This window comes from Mycolicibacterium sp. XJ870 (assembly GCF_053483975.1).
In genome coordinates, this window is record NZ_JBEFTI010000001.1 from 1,337,128 (window position 1) to 1,353,390 (window position 16,263).

12 protein-coding genes are annotated in these 16,263 nt (G+C 67.1%); 9 read left to right on the forward strand and 3 right to left on the reverse strand.

Annotated elements, in window-relative coordinates; translation table 11 throughout:
- Positions 1-48 precede the first annotated feature (48 nt).
- Complete coding sequence (locus ABQF30_RS06700; RefSeq protein WP_448462001.1) at positions 49-717, reverse strand: hypothetical protein; 669 nt, start codon at positions 715-717, stop codon at positions 49-51.
- Between the two features lie 157 nt (positions 718-874).
- On the opposite strand from ABQF30_RS06700, the gene ABQF30_RS06705 reads away from it, so the two are divergent.
- From ABQF30_RS06705 to smc, 3 genes are read left to right on the forward strand one after another with little or no spacing between them, the layout of a single operon-like run.
- Entirely contained in the window at positions 875-1,282 is a 408-nt protein-coding gene (locus ABQF30_RS06705; protein ID WP_448462002.1) for an OsmC family protein, read from the forward strand.
- Positions 1,279-1,575, forward strand: coding sequence for an acylphosphatase (locus tag ABQF30_RS06710; protein WP_448462003.1), 297 nt, complete (start codon positions 1,279-1,281; stop codon positions 1,573-1,575). The genes ABQF30_RS06705 and ABQF30_RS06710 overlap by 4 nt, the downstream gene beginning before the upstream one ends.
- A 26-nt stretch (positions 1,576-1,601) precedes the next feature.
- Positions 1,602-5,180: a chromosome segregation protein SMC gene (gene smc, locus ABQF30_RS06715; protein WP_448462004.1), complete on the forward strand. Its 3,579-nt coding sequence runs from the start codon at positions 1,602-1,604 to the stop codon at positions 5,178-5,180.
- A gap of 10 nt (positions 5,181-5,190) precedes the next feature.
- Here the strand turns inward: smc and ABQF30_RS06720 are convergent, their stop codons facing one another.
- Both ABQF30_RS06720 and ABQF30_RS06725 read right to left on the reverse strand, forming a co-directional pair.
- Entirely contained in the window at positions 5,191-5,721 is a 531-nt protein-coding gene (locus ABQF30_RS06720) for a hypothetical protein (RefSeq protein WP_448462005.1), read from the reverse strand.
- Between the two features lie 252 nt (positions 5,722-5,973).
- Positions 5,974-7,353, reverse strand: coding sequence for a PE-PPE domain-containing protein (locus ABQF30_RS06725; RefSeq protein ID WP_448462006.1), 1,380 nt, complete (start codon positions 7,351-7,353; stop codon positions 5,974-5,976).
- Positions 7,354-7,716: 363 nt separating this feature from the next.
- On the opposite strand from ABQF30_RS06725, the gene ftsY reads away from it, so the two are divergent.
- The 6 genes from ftsY (at position 7,717) to ABQF30_RS06755 (ending at position 16,256) form a co-directional block, all read left to right on the forward strand.
- Complete coding sequence (gene ftsY, locus ABQF30_RS06730; RefSeq protein ID WP_448462007.1) at positions 7,717-9,063, forward strand: signal recognition particle-docking protein FtsY; 1,347 nt, start codon at positions 7,717-7,719, stop codon at positions 9,061-9,063.
- A 192-nt stretch (positions 9,064-9,255) separates the two neighbouring features.
- Complete coding sequence (locus ABQF30_RS06735; RefSeq protein ID WP_448463510.1) at positions 9,256-10,617, forward strand: ammonium transporter; 1,362 nt, start codon at positions 9,256-9,258, stop codon at positions 10,615-10,617.
- Positions 10,618-10,623: 6 nt separating this feature from the next.
- The gene (locus ABQF30_RS06740) at positions 10,624-10,962 is read left to right on the forward strand and encodes a P-II family nitrogen regulator (RefSeq protein ID WP_003881099.1); all 339 of its coding nucleotides are present in this window, start codon (positions 10,624-10,626) and stop codon (positions 10,960-10,962) included.
- 83 nt (positions 10,963-11,045) lie between these two features.
- Positions 11,046-13,523: a [protein-PII] uridylyltransferase gene (locus ABQF30_RS06745; protein ID WP_448462008.1), complete on the forward strand. Its 2,478-nt coding sequence runs from the start codon at positions 11,046-11,048 to the stop codon at positions 13,521-13,523.
- A gap of 68 nt (positions 13,524-13,591) precedes the next feature.
- The gene (ffh, locus tag ABQF30_RS06750; protein ID WP_448462009.1) at positions 13,592-15,157 is read left to right on the forward strand and encodes a signal recognition particle protein; all 1,566 of its coding nucleotides are present in this window, start codon (positions 13,592-13,594) and stop codon (positions 15,155-15,157) included.
- Between the two features lie 37 nt (positions 15,158-15,194).
- A complete protein-coding gene (locus ABQF30_RS06755) occupies positions 15,195-16,256 on the forward strand; it encodes a metal-dependent hydrolase family protein (protein WP_448462010.1) in 1,062 nt (353 codons plus the stop codon).
- Positions 16,257-16,263: the final 7 nt, after the last annotated feature.

Below are 16,263 nucleotides of genomic sequence, written 5' to 3' on the forward strand. Positions count from 1 at the left end.
AGAACCGGTCCAGCGGCGCTGGCCTGCTGTTTCAGGTAACTGGAGTGGTCAGCGTCCGGGCCCGTCGGACGTGCACATCTTCCACGCGCCGTCCTCCTTGCGGAAGTGCAACTCGATGAGCTTGTCGCGTTCACGGCCGCGCACAACAGCGGCGTTGCCGGTGACCGCGACATCGATGATGTCGAGGGGATCCTCCTCCGCGGCCCGACCGGGTAGAGGCAGATCGTCGTCGTACGCGGGCAGGGATTTGACGCGCTCTTCGTCCGCGCGGCAGACGAGCCCAGCCATGTCTCGGAAGGTTTCCGGGGGATTCGCTTCGAAGTCCTCGATGTACTGCCGAATCTCACTTTCGGCGTCGTCCGCCGTGTCCCCGGTCGACGACGCCGACGAATCTGAGGCGTTCGATGTGTCGCTCGAGGATTCCGAGTCGCGGGTGAAGGCGAATATGGCAATGCCGGCGACCAGAACCACGGCCAGGATCGCGCCGCCGACTGCCAGCCATTTGCCGTTCCCGCCGCCCGGTTGTGGCTGCTGGTACGGCGGGGGTGCGCCGTAACTGTAAGGCTGCTGGGGTGCACCGTATGGCGGCTGTGGAGGCGGCCCGTATTGCGGTGGCCCGTACGGCTGGTGATATTGCTGCGGAGCGCCGTGCTGTTGCGGGTATGGCTGCTGCCAAGGGCCGTTGGGTCCCGTCGGCGGGCTGGGCGGGTAGGTCACGGAGCTCCTCGAAGTCGGCTTCGCCGAGTCTATCGTCGGGCCAACGGGATCCGGTGCGGCAAATCCGTGCACCACCACGGCTCAAGGGGCTGTCAGGATCCGCATGAACGGCTCTGGTGCAGGAATATCGGTCCGCTGGGGCGTGTAGAAATAGCCCATGACCGAACTTTGGGTTGAGCGCACCGGTGTGCGCCGCTACACCGGACGCAGTGCCCGGGGGGCCGAGGTGCTCGTCGGCAGTGAGGACGTCGAGGGCGTGTTCACCCCGGGTGAGCTCATGAAGATCGCGTTGGCGGCGTGCAGCGGGATGTCCAGCGATCAGCCGCTGCGTCGGCGGCTCGGCGACGACTATTCGGCGACGATCCGGGTCTCCGGTCTGGCCGACCGCGACCAGGAGCGGTACCCGCTGCTGGAGGAAAAGCTCGAGGTCGATCTGTCCGGGCTTTCCGAAGCCGAGGTGGCAAGGCTGCTGACCGTCGTCGAACGCGCCATCGACCAGGTGTGCACGGTGGGGCGCACGCTCAAGTCGGGCACGGAGGTGAAGTTCGAGGTCACGCCCAAATGACCGGGCCGGAACCCCCGAACGACCAGGTGCGCCTCAGTGCCTGGGTGCACGGACACGTCCAAGGCGTGGGGTTCCGGTGGTGGACCAGGTCGCGTGCCCTCGAGCTGGGCCTGGCCGGGTTTGCTTCGAACCGGCCCGACGGCCGCGTGCACGTCGTGGCCCAGGGCTCCCGCGAGAACTGTCAGCGATTGCTTGACCTGCTACAGAGCGGTAAAACCCCAGGTTCGGTGGACAACGTCGTCGCCGATTGGTCAGAACCCGACGCCCCGATGGCGGGGTTTAGCGAAAGGTAGCCGACTCGGCGGTAGGGTTTGACGTCGTGCACCTCAAGAGTCTGACGCTGAAGGGCTTCAAGTCCTTCGCTGCGCCGACGACTCTGCGGTTCGAGCCGGGCATCACCTGCGTCGTCGGGCCGAACGGGTCCGGCAAATCCAATGTGGTCGACGCGCTGACCTGGGTGATGGGCGAGCACAGCGCCAAGTCACTGCGCGGCGGCAAGATGGAAGACGTCATCTTCGCCGGCACATCGTCGCGGGCGCCGTTGGGCCGCGCCGAGGTCACGGTGACCATCGACAATTCCGACAACGCGCTCCCGATCGAGTACTCCGAGGTGTCGATCACCCGGCGGATGTTCCGCGACGGCGGCAGCGAGTACGAGATCAATGGCAGCAGTTGCCGGTTGATGGACGTGCAGGAGTTGCTCTCCGATTCGGGCATCGGCCGGGAAATGCACGTGATCGTCGGGCAGGGCAAGCTCTCGGAGATCCTGGAATCGCGACCGGAGGACCGCCGCGCCTTCATCGAGGAAGCGGCCGGGGTGCTCAAACACCGCAAGCGCAAGGAAAAGGCGGTCCGCAAGCTCGACTCGATGGCGGCCAACCTGGCCCGGCTCAACGATCTGACCACCGAACTGCGCCGCCAGCTCAAGCCGCTGGGCCGGCAGGCGGAGATGGCCCGGCGAGCCCAGACCATCCAGGCAGACCTGCGCGACGCGCGGCTGCGCCTGGCCGCCGACGATCTGGTGACCCGGCAGGCCGAGTTCGAGAACACCAACCACGCCGAAACCACGCTCCGTCGCGAGCATGACGAGGTGACCACCAGGCTGGAGACCGCGACGCTCGAACTGGGCGCGCACGAGGCCGCAGTCGCGGAGTTGTCCGAACGCGCCGAGGCCGCACAGCAGACCTGGTTCCGGGCCTCGGCGCTGGCCGAGCGGGTCAGCGCGACCGTCCGCATCGCCACCGACCGGGCCCAGATGCTCGACTCCGAGCCGGAGGTTTCCAGCGGGCGCGACCCCGAGGCCCTGGAGGCCGAAGCCGAGGAAGTCGCCGAGCTCGAAATGGAGCTACTCGGCGAACTGGAAGAGTCGCGCATCGCTCTGGAGACCGCCCGCGCCGAGCTTGCCGAGCGGGAACGGGTGGCAGCCGAGGCCGAGCGGGCACACACGGCAGCGGCCCGCGCCGAGGCAGACCGGCGGGAAGGGCTGGCCCGGCTGGCCGGTCAGGTCGACACCATGCGCACCCGCGTCGAGTCGATCGACGAAGGAGTGCTGCGGCTGTCGGTCGGCATCGAGGAAGCTGCCACCAAAGCCGAACGGGCGCAAGCAGAATTCGAAACCGTGGAGGGCCAGGTCGGCGAGCTCGACGCCGGCGAAGTGGGGCTTGACGACCACCATGACCGTACGGTGGCCGCATTGCGGCTCGCCGACGAACGTGTCGCCGAACTGCAGGCGGCGGAACGTGCCGCCGAACGCCAGGTTGCTTCGCTGCTCGCGCGCATCGAAGCGCTGTCGGTCGGCCTGGACCGCCGCGACGGTGCTTCCTGGCTGCAGAAGAACCACAGTGGCGGCGGGCTTTTCGGGACGATCGGCGAATTCCTCAAGGTGCGCCCCGGGCACGAGGTCGCGGTGGCCGCGGTGCTCGGCGCGGCCGCCGACGCCTTGGCTGCCGAGAACTTCGGTGCCGCCGCCTCGGCTGTTGCCGCCCTGAAGGAATCCGATGGTGGCCGGGCGGCCATCGTGCTGGGCGACTGGCGCACGAACGGATCGTCGCCTGCCGTCACACTTCCGGACGGCGCGACGTGGGCGACCGAACTGGTCTCGGTTCCCGACCGGCTGCGCGGTGCGATCACCGCGATGCTGTCCGGTGTCGCGGTGGTGCCCGATATGTCCGCGGGATTGCGGCTGGTGTCGGCGCGGCCCGAGCTGCGTGCCGTCACCGCCGAAGGCGACCTGGTCGGTCCCGGCTGGGTCAGCGGCGGCTCCGACCGCAAGCCCAGCACCCTGGAAATCTCCTCCGAGATCGACAAGGCCCGCACGGAATTGCAGGCCACCGAGAAACAGGCCGGTGAACTCGGCGCGGCGCTCTCGGGTGCGCTGGCCGAACAGTCCGCTCGTCAGGACGCGGCCGAACAAGCCCTGGCCGCACTCAACGAGTCCGACGCGGCGATCTCGGCGATCTACGAACAGCTGGGCCGGCTCGGCCTTGCCGCGCGCGGCGCCAAGGACGAGTGGCAGCGCCTGATCAAGCAGCGTGCTGAGCTGGAAACCGGCCGCACCAAGACCGTCGAGGAGCTCGTCGAACTCGAGAACCGCTTGCGCAACGCCGAGCAGGCCCCACTGTTCGAAACCGATCCGGTCGACCGGCAGGCGTCGGTGTCGGCCGCTGAAGCGGCCCGCTCCGTCGAGGTGGAGGCGCGGCTGACCGTGCGCACCGCCGAAGAACGGGCGAATGCCGTTCGTGGACGGGCGGATTCACTCCGCCGAGCGGCCGCGGCCGAGCGGGAGGCCCGGGTTCGCGCCCAGCGGGCCAAACAGGCCCGCGAGCATGCCGCGAAAGTCGCCGCCGCCGTTGTCGAGTCGGGACGCCTTGTCGCCCAACGCTTGAGCGCCGTCGTAGCGGTGGCAGGACGGACCCGCGACGAGCTGGCCACCGAACGTCAGATGCGGGTCGCCGCTCTGGCGAAGGCGCGCGAGGAGGTCAACGAACTCGGTGCGCGGATCAATGCACTGACCGATGCGCTGCATCGCGACGAGATGGCCAAAGCGCAAGCGTCACTGCGGATCGAGCAGCTCGAAGCCCAGGTGCTCGAGCAGTTCGGGATGCCTGCTGCCGACCTGATCGCCGAGTACGGGCCGCAGGTCTCGCTGCCGCCCACCGAACTGGAGATGGCCGAGTACGAGCAGGCCCGCGATCGCGGCGAGCAGGTCACCGCGCCGGCCCCGATGCCATTCGACCGGCCCACCCAGGAGCGCCGTGCCAAGAAGGCCGAGCGAGAGCTGGCCGAGTTGGGCCGGGTGAATCCGTTGGCGCTGGAGGAGTTCGCGGCGCTGGAGGAGCGGTACAACTTCCTGTCCACTCAACTCGAGGACGTGAAGGCTGCCCGCAACGATCTGCTCGACGTCATCGCCGACGTCGACGCCCGCATCCTGCAGGTCTTCGCCGAGGCGTATGTGGATGTGGAGCGCGAGTTCGAGCAGGTGTTCGCCACGCTGTTCCCGGGCGGCGAGGGTCGACTGCTGCTGACCAACCCCGATGACATGCTGACCACCGGCATCGAGGTCGAGGCGCGCCCGCCGGGCAAGAAGATCAAGCGGCTCTCGCTGTTGTCCGGCGGCGAGAAGTCGTTGACCGCGGTGGCGATGCTGGTGGCCATTTTCCGTGCCCGCCCGTCGCCGTTCTACGTCATGGACGAAGTCGAAGCAGCACTCGACGACGTCAACCTGCGCAGGCTCATCAGCCTCTTCGAGCAGCTGCGGGAACGGTCACAGCTGATCGTCATCACCCACCAGAAGGCAACCATGGAGGTCGCCGACGCGCTCTACGGCGTCACCATGCGCGGCGACGGCATCACCACGGTGATCTCGCAGCGGATGCGCGGTCAGGAACTCGTGTCGTAGGGGCAGCGGCCTACGATTCCGACCGGTAGATCGACGGCGCTCCCCAGCCGGGGCCGGTGAAGCAGTTCTCGATGGATTGCGTACTGCAGCCATCTTGCGGCCCGGGCGGCGGTGGCGCTGGTGACGGCGGTGGGACCAGCCGGAACGTGAGGCCGGACGCCTTCGTAATACCGCTGGCGGTGGCAGTCCGCTCCTTGTACGCCGCCATGATGCCGAATGGCTCCGGGATCTGAAGGTCGCTGATGGCGACCAAGCTCCATTTGCCATCGGAGACATCCGTGATCTCCGTAGAGATCGGTTTCTTTGTCGTCGGTTCGAAGATGACCACCCCCACGGCGTCGACGAAGGGGTTCGCCGAGCCCGAGAGAGCGACTGCGGTGCGGGAATCACTGAGTGTCACGTTGTCTACGGAACCGAGGTCAGAGCTCTGAACCAAGCTGAAAGGTACGGTCTCCGCGTCATCGCTGTCTTGATTCACCGCGATGAGGGTGGCGGGAACAGCCGCGATGATCGCTGCCGCGATGGTGCCGAACATGGTCATTTTGGCCACCGACATCGTGTCATGCGCTGTGGGTTTCTCGATCGCGACATCGGTATTACGGCGCCACGTGCGGTATCTACGCGGTGTCGTGCTGACGGGTTGTGATTGCGTGGTCATGGCTCTGCCCCGTGCCTGGTGTTCGTTCTGTTGAGAGTTGCCTGCCGGCGGATTGTCGGCCCCGGTAGAGAAATGATCACGCCGGGACCGCGGGGTGCGCATGCGTAGTGGACTACTCGAATATCGTGCCGTGTCCTAGTCTTCCCGGGCCCGCCCGTCGCCGTCGCTGTCAGCGGGTTCGGGCGAGGGTTGGGATTCCCGGGCGACGCCGGGACGGTCCGGGCGGTGCCTATGGCGCGGTTGAGGTTGGACGCCTGCGGATTTCGTGCGATCGGGAGCCTGCGACGCAGGCGTGCTTGCGTCATCGGGCTCGTCGGGCTCGGGGCTCGTGACGGCCGGTGGTTTCGTGGCAGAGGCTTCTGTATCGGTGTCGCGGGTATCGATGGACGGCGCCGGCCGCGCCGTGTCGGGATCCGCCTCCGCTGAAGGGGTTTTGGCGGTGATGTGCCTGTTCGATGTGCCGGCAGCCGTCTCCACCTGCCGCGACGGCCGGGTTGTATCGATGCCGAGGCCGTCGAGTGTGTCGTGCACGCCCTGGCGCAGCGCGGCCGTCAAATCCGACGCGAGCTTGTCGGCGTCGATGTCGGGCAGGAGGCCTGCGCGCGTCGGAACGCCCATGTTCTCGGGGGTGCGGTCATACGCGAGTTCGATCATCACCCGCAGCGCGGGTTCGACGAGATCCAGCGCAGGTTCGGGAAACCCGATGTCGCGCAACGGTTGCAGCAGTGGCAGGTTTTCGGTGTGTACCAGGTAATACGTGGTATTGCCTGCGGTGTGGGACTGGTAGGTGGATGGATCGGTGAGGTCGACGACCGCTGATCCGTAGTTCGGATGCAGGTAGAAGTAGCCCATCAGGGCGTTGAGATCGGCCAGCAGATTGAGTGGGTACTTCGGGAAGTCGGCGACCAGATCGTATTGGCGGGCCACGTCGATCGCCGGATAGCCGTCGTCGGGTGTCGCCCCGTCGAAGCTCACACCCAGGATCGGGATGTACAGTCCCTCGAACCTGGCCAGGATCCCGCCGTTCGGACGGTTGGGATTGGCAATGAACACGAAGGACAGTTCGTCTGGAAGCGGCACGCCCACAGTGCCGTTCGCCCGCAGCTCTTCGAGATGACGTTTCTCTCTGGTCGCGATGTTCGCGCTCTGTGAGTATCCGACGACGATTTTGGACCCCGGCGTTGCCCTGATCGCCCCGTCCAGAGCCAGCACACCCCGCATCACCGAGGTGTCGAAGCTGACATCGGTGAGCCCCGTGGCCGGCCAGAAGTGCTCGGGCGTCGCCACCCACTGCAGAGCTGCCGGATCCAGGTCCAGGTAGGTGTCGTTCACCTGGTCCAGGTAGGTCCCCGAACCCCATTGGTGCGGGCCGCCCACCACTTTCATACCGGTGCCGCCCATGATGAGCGCCGTCGTCGCCAGTGTGACGAGCGTCGTCATCGTCGACGCCACCGCCACCACGACCGTGCCGGCCAAGGCCGCCAGGGCAACCCCAAAACTCCGAAGCGCGTGCATGTGCAGGCGAATCCTTCCTTCGCAAATTTCCAGAGGAAGGTCCCGCACCCCGACTGCGGCCCAGGCCATCCCCGACCTTTTTGGATCGTTGACCAAAGAAGCCAGCAATGTGAGCGATTTCACAATTTTGATCAGAAAATCGCTAAACGCCTAGTTGGAGAGTTGAAGAAATGTGGTCGGTGGCGACGCCAGCAACGCCGTGAACGATTGTCCACGGCTACCTGTCGCGTGGGGCGCGGAAGTGTGCTACTCGGCAAAATACCTGCCGGTACATCTCTGTACCGGAGTTTCGGGCAAATTGCCGAAGGTGCGCCGGCTGCGGGGCCGGTCGGCGGCGGGCGTTACCCCTGAGACAATGGCGTCGTGTCTGAAGGTGCCCTGATAGGTCTATGGATCGCGATAGCGGTCGTCGCAGTTCTGCTCATCGTCGCGCTGGTCCTCGGGCTGATGCGCTACCGCCGTCGGCGGATCAGCCTGTCCCAATCCGACAAGCCTGCTTCGATCGACCGTTCCGGCGGGTATACGGCGTCATCGGGGATCACGTTCAGCCAGTCGTCGACGCCGACCATCGAGCGCATCGACACCAGCGGCCTGCCTACTGTCGGTGACGACGCCACCATCCCGCGTGATGCACCCAAACGGCCCATCGCGGATGTGCAGTTGCCCGAACCCACTGTCGAGCCCGTCGCGCCGGACGTGCCGGCGGCTCCGGCCCCACCCGAGGCGCCTGCCGAACCGGAGGCCCCCGCCGAACCCGAACCACCGGCGGCCCCCGGTATCGAGGAGATCGCACCCGCGGAGGGTCGGCTGGATCGGCTGCGCGGCCGGCTCTCCAAGTCCCAGAACGCCCTTGGCCGTAGCATGCTGGGCCTACTCGGCGGTGGCGATCTCGACGAGGACTCCTGGGAGGCCGTCGAGGACACGCTGCTGATCGCCGACCTCGGACCGGTGGTCACCGAGTCCGTCGTCGCCGCGCTGCGCGAGAAGATGGCCACTAAAGGCGTGCGCTCCGAGGCCGACGCCCGCGCGGTGTTGCGGGAAGTGCTGATGTCGGAATTGCGGCCGGACCTGGACCGCTCGATCAAGGCGCTACCGCATGCCGACAAGCCGTCGGTGCTGCTCGTGGTCGGTGTGAACGGCACGGGTAAGACCACCACCGTCGGAAAACTGGCGCGGGTTCTCGTCGCCGATGGCCGTCGTGTGGTGCTGGGTGCCGCCGACACGTTCCGCGCCGCGGCCGCTGACCAGCTCCAGACGTGGGCGGCCCGCGTCGGTGCCGACGTGGTGCGCGGAGCCGAGGGCGCCGATCCGGCGTCGGTGGCGTTCGACGCCGTGGACGAAGGCATCAGCGTCGGCGCTGACGTCGTCGTCATCGACACCGCCGGCCGCCTGCACACCAAGACCGGGCTGATGGACGAACTCGGCAAGGTCAAGCGGGTGGTGGAGAAACGTGCCACGGTCGACGAGGTGCTGCTGGTGCTCGATGCGACCATCGGCCAGAACAGCTTGCCGCAGGCCAAGGTGTTCGCTGAAGTCGTCGACATCACCGGTGTGGTGCTGACCAAGCTCGACGGCACCGCCAAAGGCGGCATCGTGTTCCGCGTCCAGCAGGAACTCGGCGTCCCGGTCAAGCTCGTCGGACTCGGCGAGGGCCCCGACGATCTCGCGCCCTTCGAGCCAGGAGCTTTCGTCGACGCACTGCTCGGCTGACCCGAGCGCGCCAAAAACGCGCGGTGTAACACCGGCGAAACGCAGCCCGGCTATCCGTTCACACGAGCGAAACGCATTGGCGTCTTAGCCGAAACATCCACTCAGCATTGTCATGAACCAGGTCAACGGTCGTAAAACCTTGCGGCGGTGGCGTGGTGAAGGAGGAAACTGCGAGTGGACCAATTCCCGACGATGGGTATCCCGGACACCGGTGATACGGCGTGGATGCTCATCAGCGCCGCCCTGGTGCTCTTGATGACACCCGGCCTGGCGTTCTTCTACGGCGGCATGGTTCGAGCCAAGAGCGTGCTCAACATGATCATGATGAGCATCAGCGCCATGGGCGTCGTGACAGTGCTGTGGGTGCTGTACGGCTACTCGATGGCGTTCGGCAACGATGTGGGGAACCTGTTCGGTGATCCGACGCAGTTCTTCGGCCTCAAGGGGCTCATCGGCGGCAATGCCGCGGCCGAGGTGATCGCCGATCCGGCCACCGGTGTGGAGGCGGCCGAAGCAGTCAACATCCCGCTCGTCTTCACCTTCCCGGCGACGGTCTTCGTCGCGTTCCAGTTGATGTTCGCGATCATCACCGTGGCGCTGATCTCGGGTGCCGTCGCCGATCGCATCAAGTTCGGCGGCTGGCTGCTGTTCGTGGCGCTGTGGGTCACCGTCGTCTACTTCCCGGTGGCGCACTGGGTGTTCTCGTTCGACGGCGGTACCGCCGAGACGGGTGGCTGGATCGCCAACAAGCTGGCAGCCATCGACTTCGCCGGTGGCACCGCGGTGCACATCAACGCCGGTATCGCCGGTCTCGTGCTCGCCGTCATCTTGGGTAAGCGTCGCGGCTGGCCGGGATCGCCGATGCGGCCGCACAATCTGCCGTTCGTGATGCTGGGCGCAGGCCTCCTCTGGTTCGGCTGGTACGGGTTCAACGCCGGTTCGGCGACCGCATCGGGCGGCCTGGCCGGATCGACATTCGTGACCACCACGATCGCCACCGCAGCGGCAATGCTGGCGTGGCTGCTCACCGAGCGCATCCGGGACGGCAAGGCCACCTCGCTGGGCGCGGCGTCGGGCATCGTGGCCGGCCTGGTGGCCATCACGCCGTCGTGCTCCTCGGTCAATGTGCTCGGCGCGCTGGTGATCGGTATCTGTGCCGGTGTGTTGTGTGCGCTCGCGGTCGGGCTGAAATACAAACTGGGATACGATGACTCGCTCGACGTGGTGGGTGTCCACCTGGTCGGCGGTTTGGTCGGAACCCTGCTGATCGGTCTCGTGGCCGCACCCGAGACCGGTGCCGGCGTCGCCGGCCTGTTCTACGGCGGCGGAGTCGACCAACTGTGGCGACAGGCCGTCGGGGCCGGCGCGGTTCTGCTCTACAGCGCCATCGGTACCGCTATCTTGGCTCTGATCGTGAAATACACGGTTGGCCTGCGGCTTAGCGACGAAGATGAGGCCAGGGGTGCTGATGAAGCCGAACATGCGGAGAGCGGTTACGACTTCGCGGCAGTCGGCAGCAGCTCGGTACTCGGTCGTCACGGCGGGGAGGAATAAAGGAATATGAAGCTCATAACTGCGATCGTCAAGCCGTTCACGTTGGAAGACGTCAAGACCGGTCTGGAGCAGACGGGCATTCTCGGGATGACCGTCAGCGAGGTGCAAGGTTACGGTCGCCAGAAGGGCCACACCGAGGTGTACCGCGGCGCTGAGTACTCGGTCGACTTCGTGCCCAAGGTTCGGGTTGAGGTCGTCGTCGACGACTCCGCGGTGGACAAGGTCGTCGATGTCATCGTGCAGGCCGCACGCACCGGCAAGATCGGCGACGGCAAGGTGTGGGTGAGCCCCGTCGACACCGTCGTCCGCGTTCGCACGGGGGAGCGGGGCGCCGACGCCCTGTAGTCGAAGTCAGTCAGTCGAGACGTCGTCTCCCGGCCGAACACCGTGTGAGCGTTTGTAGGTAATTGGCCGGGGGAGGAGTCGAAATGACAGAGCAGAACCCACCGAGCACCGGAGCCTCCCGTCGGGAGGCTCCGGTGAGCTCGTCGCGGCCCGCGACCGATCTGACGGCGGCGACCCGACAGTTACTTTCCGGCGGTTCTCGTCAACTGGATTCCGCAGCGCTGCGCGACGCTCTGCTCGATCTGCACGAATTCTGGCTCACCACAAAGGCGACCGAGATCGGCGTGACGGCCACCAGCGGTTTCGCCATCGTCGCCACCGGGGGGCTGGGGCGCGGCGAGATGCTGCCGTACTCCGACCTGGATCTGATGCTGTTGCACGACAACATGCCTGCCGATGTGGTCAGCGAGGTTGCGGAGAAGCTGTGGTACCCGTTGTGGGACGCCAACATCCGCATCGACCACAGCGTGCGAACCGTGCCCGAGGCACTTCAGGTGGCCGGCGACGACGTCGCGGTGGGTCTGGCGATGCTCGAGGTGCGGCATATCGCCGGGGATGCCGATCTGTCGGCGCTTCTGGTCGGTGGTGCGCGCCGGCAGTGGCGCATCGGGATCGCTTCTCGGTTCGACGAACTCGTCGAACATGCACAGGCACGCTGGCAGCGCAGCGGTCAGATCGCGCATCGGGCGGAGCCTGACCTGAAATCCGGCCGCGGTGGCCTGCGCGATGTTCAACTTCTCAACGCACTGGCGATCGCCCAACTCGCCGACGTCTATCCGAGCCGGGCGCTGGCGTCGCCCACCGGCACGCTGGGGGGCGCACACCTCGCGCTGCTCGACGTGCGCACCGAATTGCACCGCGCTTCCGGCCGCGGCCGCGATCTGCTGCTGGCCCAGCATGCCGACGAGATCGGTGCGGCGCTGCGCATCGGAGACCGGTTCGACCTGGCCCGCATGCTGTCCGACGCGGCCCGCACGGTGAGTTACTACGTCGACTCGGGCATCCGTACTGCGGCGAATGCCTTGCCGCGCCGCGGGTTTGCGGCACTACGTCGCCCCGTGCGCCGGCCACTGGATGAGGGTGTCATCGAATTCGCCGGTGAGGTGATCCTGGCCAGAGACGCCCGCCCAGAACGCGACCCCGGGCTGATCCTGCGGGTTGCGGCGGCCTCGGCGAGCACCGGGTTGCCGATGGCCGTGTCGACGTTGAGCCGCCTGGCCGAGAACGCGCCGGAACTGCGGACCCCGTGGCCCCGCCAGGCGCTCAAGGACCTGCTGGTGCTGTTGGCGGCCGGCCCGGCCGCGGTCGCCACCATCGAGGCGCTCGACCGTACCGGTCTGTGGGGCCGGCTCTTTCCCGAATGGGGTGCGGTGCGCGACCTGCCGCCCCGCGACGTCGTCCATATCTGGACAGTCGATCGGCACCTCGTCGAAACAGTTTCGCGGGCAAGCGCTTTCACCACCAAAGTGTCGCGGCCCGACCTGCTTCTGCTGGGGTCACTGTGCCATGACATCGGCAAGGGCCGCGGTGGCGATCACAGCGTCATCGGGGCGGAGCTGGCCAACCAGATCGGCACCCGGCTCGGCCTGTGGCCGTCGGACATCGACACGCTGTCCAAGATGGTGCGCTACCACCTGTTGTTGCCCGAGACGGCGACCCGGCGAGATCTGCAGGACCCCAAGACCATTGACGCGGTAGCCGATGCGCTCGGTGGAGACATGGTGCTGCTGGAGCTGCTCGACGTACTCGCCGAAGCCGACTCGCTGGCCACCGGTCCCGGGGTATGGGGTGACTGGAAGGCCTCCCTGATCGGCGACCTGGTGCGCCGCTGCCGACTCGTCATGGCAGGGGAGCCGCTGCCCCAGCCCGATCCGATCGAACCGCGGTTCCTCGCGCTGGCCGCCGAGGTCGGAGTCCACGTCGAGCTGACCCAGGGCGACGGCCCGCATATTTACAACGTCACGATGATCGCCGAGGACCGGCGCGGCCTGCTGTCCAAAGCCGCCGGTGTGCTGGCGCTGAACTCACTGCGCGTGCATTCGGCATCGGTGAACAGCCACCAGGGGTCGGCGATCAACACGTTCGTGGTGTCCCCCCATTTCGGTACGCCACCGGCCGCCGAACTGCTGCGCCAGCAGTTCATCCTTGCGCTGGACGGCGAGCTCGATGTGATCAGCACGCTGGAGCGACGCGAGGATGAGGCCGCGAAGTACCCGACCGCCCGAGCCGGGGAGATTCTCGCGGCGGTACCGGTCAACCACGTCCCGGCGCCACCGCGCATCCTGTGGTCCGACGGCAGTGCGCCGGGAGAGATGATCGTGCAGATCCGCACCATCGACCGGGCTGGACTACTGGCCCGGTTGACCGCGGTGTTCGAACGCGACGGCGTGGACGTCGCTTGGGCCAAGGTCACCACGCTCGGGTCATCGGTGGTGGACGTGTTCTGTATCACGACCTCCGGTGATGCGCGCCAGAGCGACGTGCGTGACGAGTTGCGGCGCGATCTGTACGCCGTGCTGCCCACGCCGCCGCCCGTCAAACCCGCGGAGCAGGCCAGCTGATGGCCGGACAATTCCCGGCAGGAGGCGGGCTGACCACCGCACCATCAGCGGACCGTTAGGCTTACGTCGTGTTTGAAAGCCTGTCTGACCGGTTGACCGGTGCCCTGCAGGGCCTGCGTGGCAAGGGTCGGTTGACCGATGCCGATATCGACGCCACGACGCGTGAGATCCGGTTGGCGCTGCTTGAGGCGGACGTCTCGCTGCCGGTGGTGCGTGCCTTCGTGGCCCGCATCAAGGATCGGGCCAAGGGCGCTGAGGTGTCCGCGGCCCTGAACCCGGCTCAGCAGGTGGTCAAGATCGTCAACGACGAGCTGATCGGCATCCTCGGCGGTGAGACCCGCAATCTCGCGTACGCCAAGACCCCGCCCACCGTGATCATGCTGGCCGGCCTGCAAGGTGCCGGTAAGACCACGCTGGCCGGCAAGTTGGCGAAATGGCTTAAGGGACAAGGGCACACCCCTCTCCTCGTGGCGTGCGACCTGCAGCGGCCCGGCGCAGTCAGTCAGCTGCAGATCGTCGGTGAGCGTGCCGGGGTCGCGGTCTTCGCCCCGCACCCGGGCACTGCGCCCGGATCCGCCGAGACCGAGGGTTCCGGTCCGGGCGACCCCGTCGCGGTCGCCGCCGCCGGTCTGGCAGAAGCCAAGGCCAAGCACTACGACGTCGTGGTGGTCGACACCGCGGGCCGGCTCGGCATCGACGATGTACTGATGGCGCAGGCCGCGGGGATCCGCGACGCCGTGCAGCCCGACGAAACCCTGTTCGTATTGGACGCGATGATCGGCCAGGACGCGGTCGCCACCGCCGAGGCGTTCCGTGAGGGGGTCGGATTCACCGGCGTCGTGCTCACCAAGCTTGACGGTGACGCCCGCGGCGGTGCGGCCCTGTCGGTCCGCGAGGTCACCGGCGTGCCGATCCTGTTCGCGTCGGCCGGCGAGAAGCTCGAAGACTTCGACGTCTTCCATCCCGACCGGATGGCCAGCCGAATCCTGGGCATGGGCGATGTGCTCACCCTGATCGAGCAGGCCGAGCAGGTTTTCGATCAGCAGAAGGCCGAGGAGGCCGCGGCCAAGATCGGCTCCGGCGAGCTGACCCTGGAGGACTTCCTCGAGCAGATGCTGGCGATCCGCAAGATGGGCCCGATCGGCAACCTGCTGGGCATGCTGCCAGGCGCCGGCCAGATGAAGGACGCGCTGGCCGCGGTCGACGACAAGCAATTGGACCGCGTGCAGGCGATCATCCGCGGTATGACGCCTGCTGAGCGGTCCGACCCGAAGATGATCAACGCCTCGCGCCGGTTGCGGATCGCCAACGGTTCCGGGGTCACCGTGTCGGAGGTCAATCAGCTGGTCGACCGGTTCTTCGAGGCTCGCAAGATGATGTCGTCGATGGCCGGGCAGATGGGCATGGGACTCGGGCGCAAGAGCGCGACCCGCAAGGCCGCCAAGGGCAAGAACAAGCAGAAGGGCAAGAAAGGCCGGGGCCCCACGCCGCCGAAGGCGCGCAACCCGTTGGCTGCGCCCGGCATGCCTGCCGGTTTCCCGGACCTGTCCAACATGCCGAAGGGGCTCGACGAATTGCCGCCCGGCCTGGCCGATTTCGACCTGTCGAAGCTGAAGTTCCCGGGTCAGAACTAGAGCAGATGGCGGCGATGAGCGCTCGCGCGAAGAGCAGATGACACTGCACGTTCGTGGCCGGGGGTTGCCGGACGGCGAGCCGGTGCAGTGGTGGATTGTCAATGACAGCCTGTCGGCCGAGCCGGCCGGCGATGCGCAGACGATATTCGACGGGGGCTGGATCATCCCGGGCCTGGTCGACGCGCACTGTCACGTCGGGCTGGGTCCCGGTGGGGCCGTCACCCTGGATGAGGCCGTCGGACAGGCCGAGACCGAACGTGACGCCGGTGCGCTGCTGTTGCGCGACGCGGGCTCGCCGGTGGACACCCGCAGTTTCGACGCCCGTGAGGACCTGCCACGGATCATCCGTGCGGGCCGGCATCTGGCCCGGCCAAAGCGCTACACACCTGGCCTGCCGATCGACATCGAGGACGAGTCGCAACTGCCCGACGCCGTCGCCGAACAGGCCCGCTTCGGTGACGGCTGGGTCAAGCTCGTCGGCGACTGGATCGACCGCAGTATCGGGGATCTCGCACCGTTGTGGTCCGACGACATCCTGAAGGCCGCCATCGACGCCGCACACGCCAACGGCGCCCGCGTGACTGCGCACGTCTTCGGCGAAGACGCCTTGCCGGGCCTGATCAATGCCGGCATCGACTGCATCGAGCACGGCACCGGGCTCACCGACGACACCATCGAGCTGATGGTCGAACACGGCACCGCGCTGGTGCCGACGCTGATCAACATCGAGAACTTCCCGGGCATCGCCGCGGCGGCCACCAAATACCCGACGTACGCCGCCCACATGCGGGACCTCTATGCGTCTTGCCACCGCCGGGTCGGAGCCGCATATGAGGCCGGGGTGCCGATTTTCGCCGGCACCGACGCGGGCGGGATGGTCGCCCACGGCCGGATCGGCGACGAGATCGACGCCCTCAAGCGGGTGGGCCTGAGCCCGACGGCTGCGTTGGGCGCGGCGAGTTGGGATGCCCGCAGCTGGCTGGGGCGGCCCGCGCTGGAACACGGAGCGCCGGCCGATCTGTTGTGCTTCGCCGATGACCCACGCGAGGTCGGCGTGAACCACCCGGACCTGGTGATTCTGCGCGGCCGCGTGTTCTGAATCATCG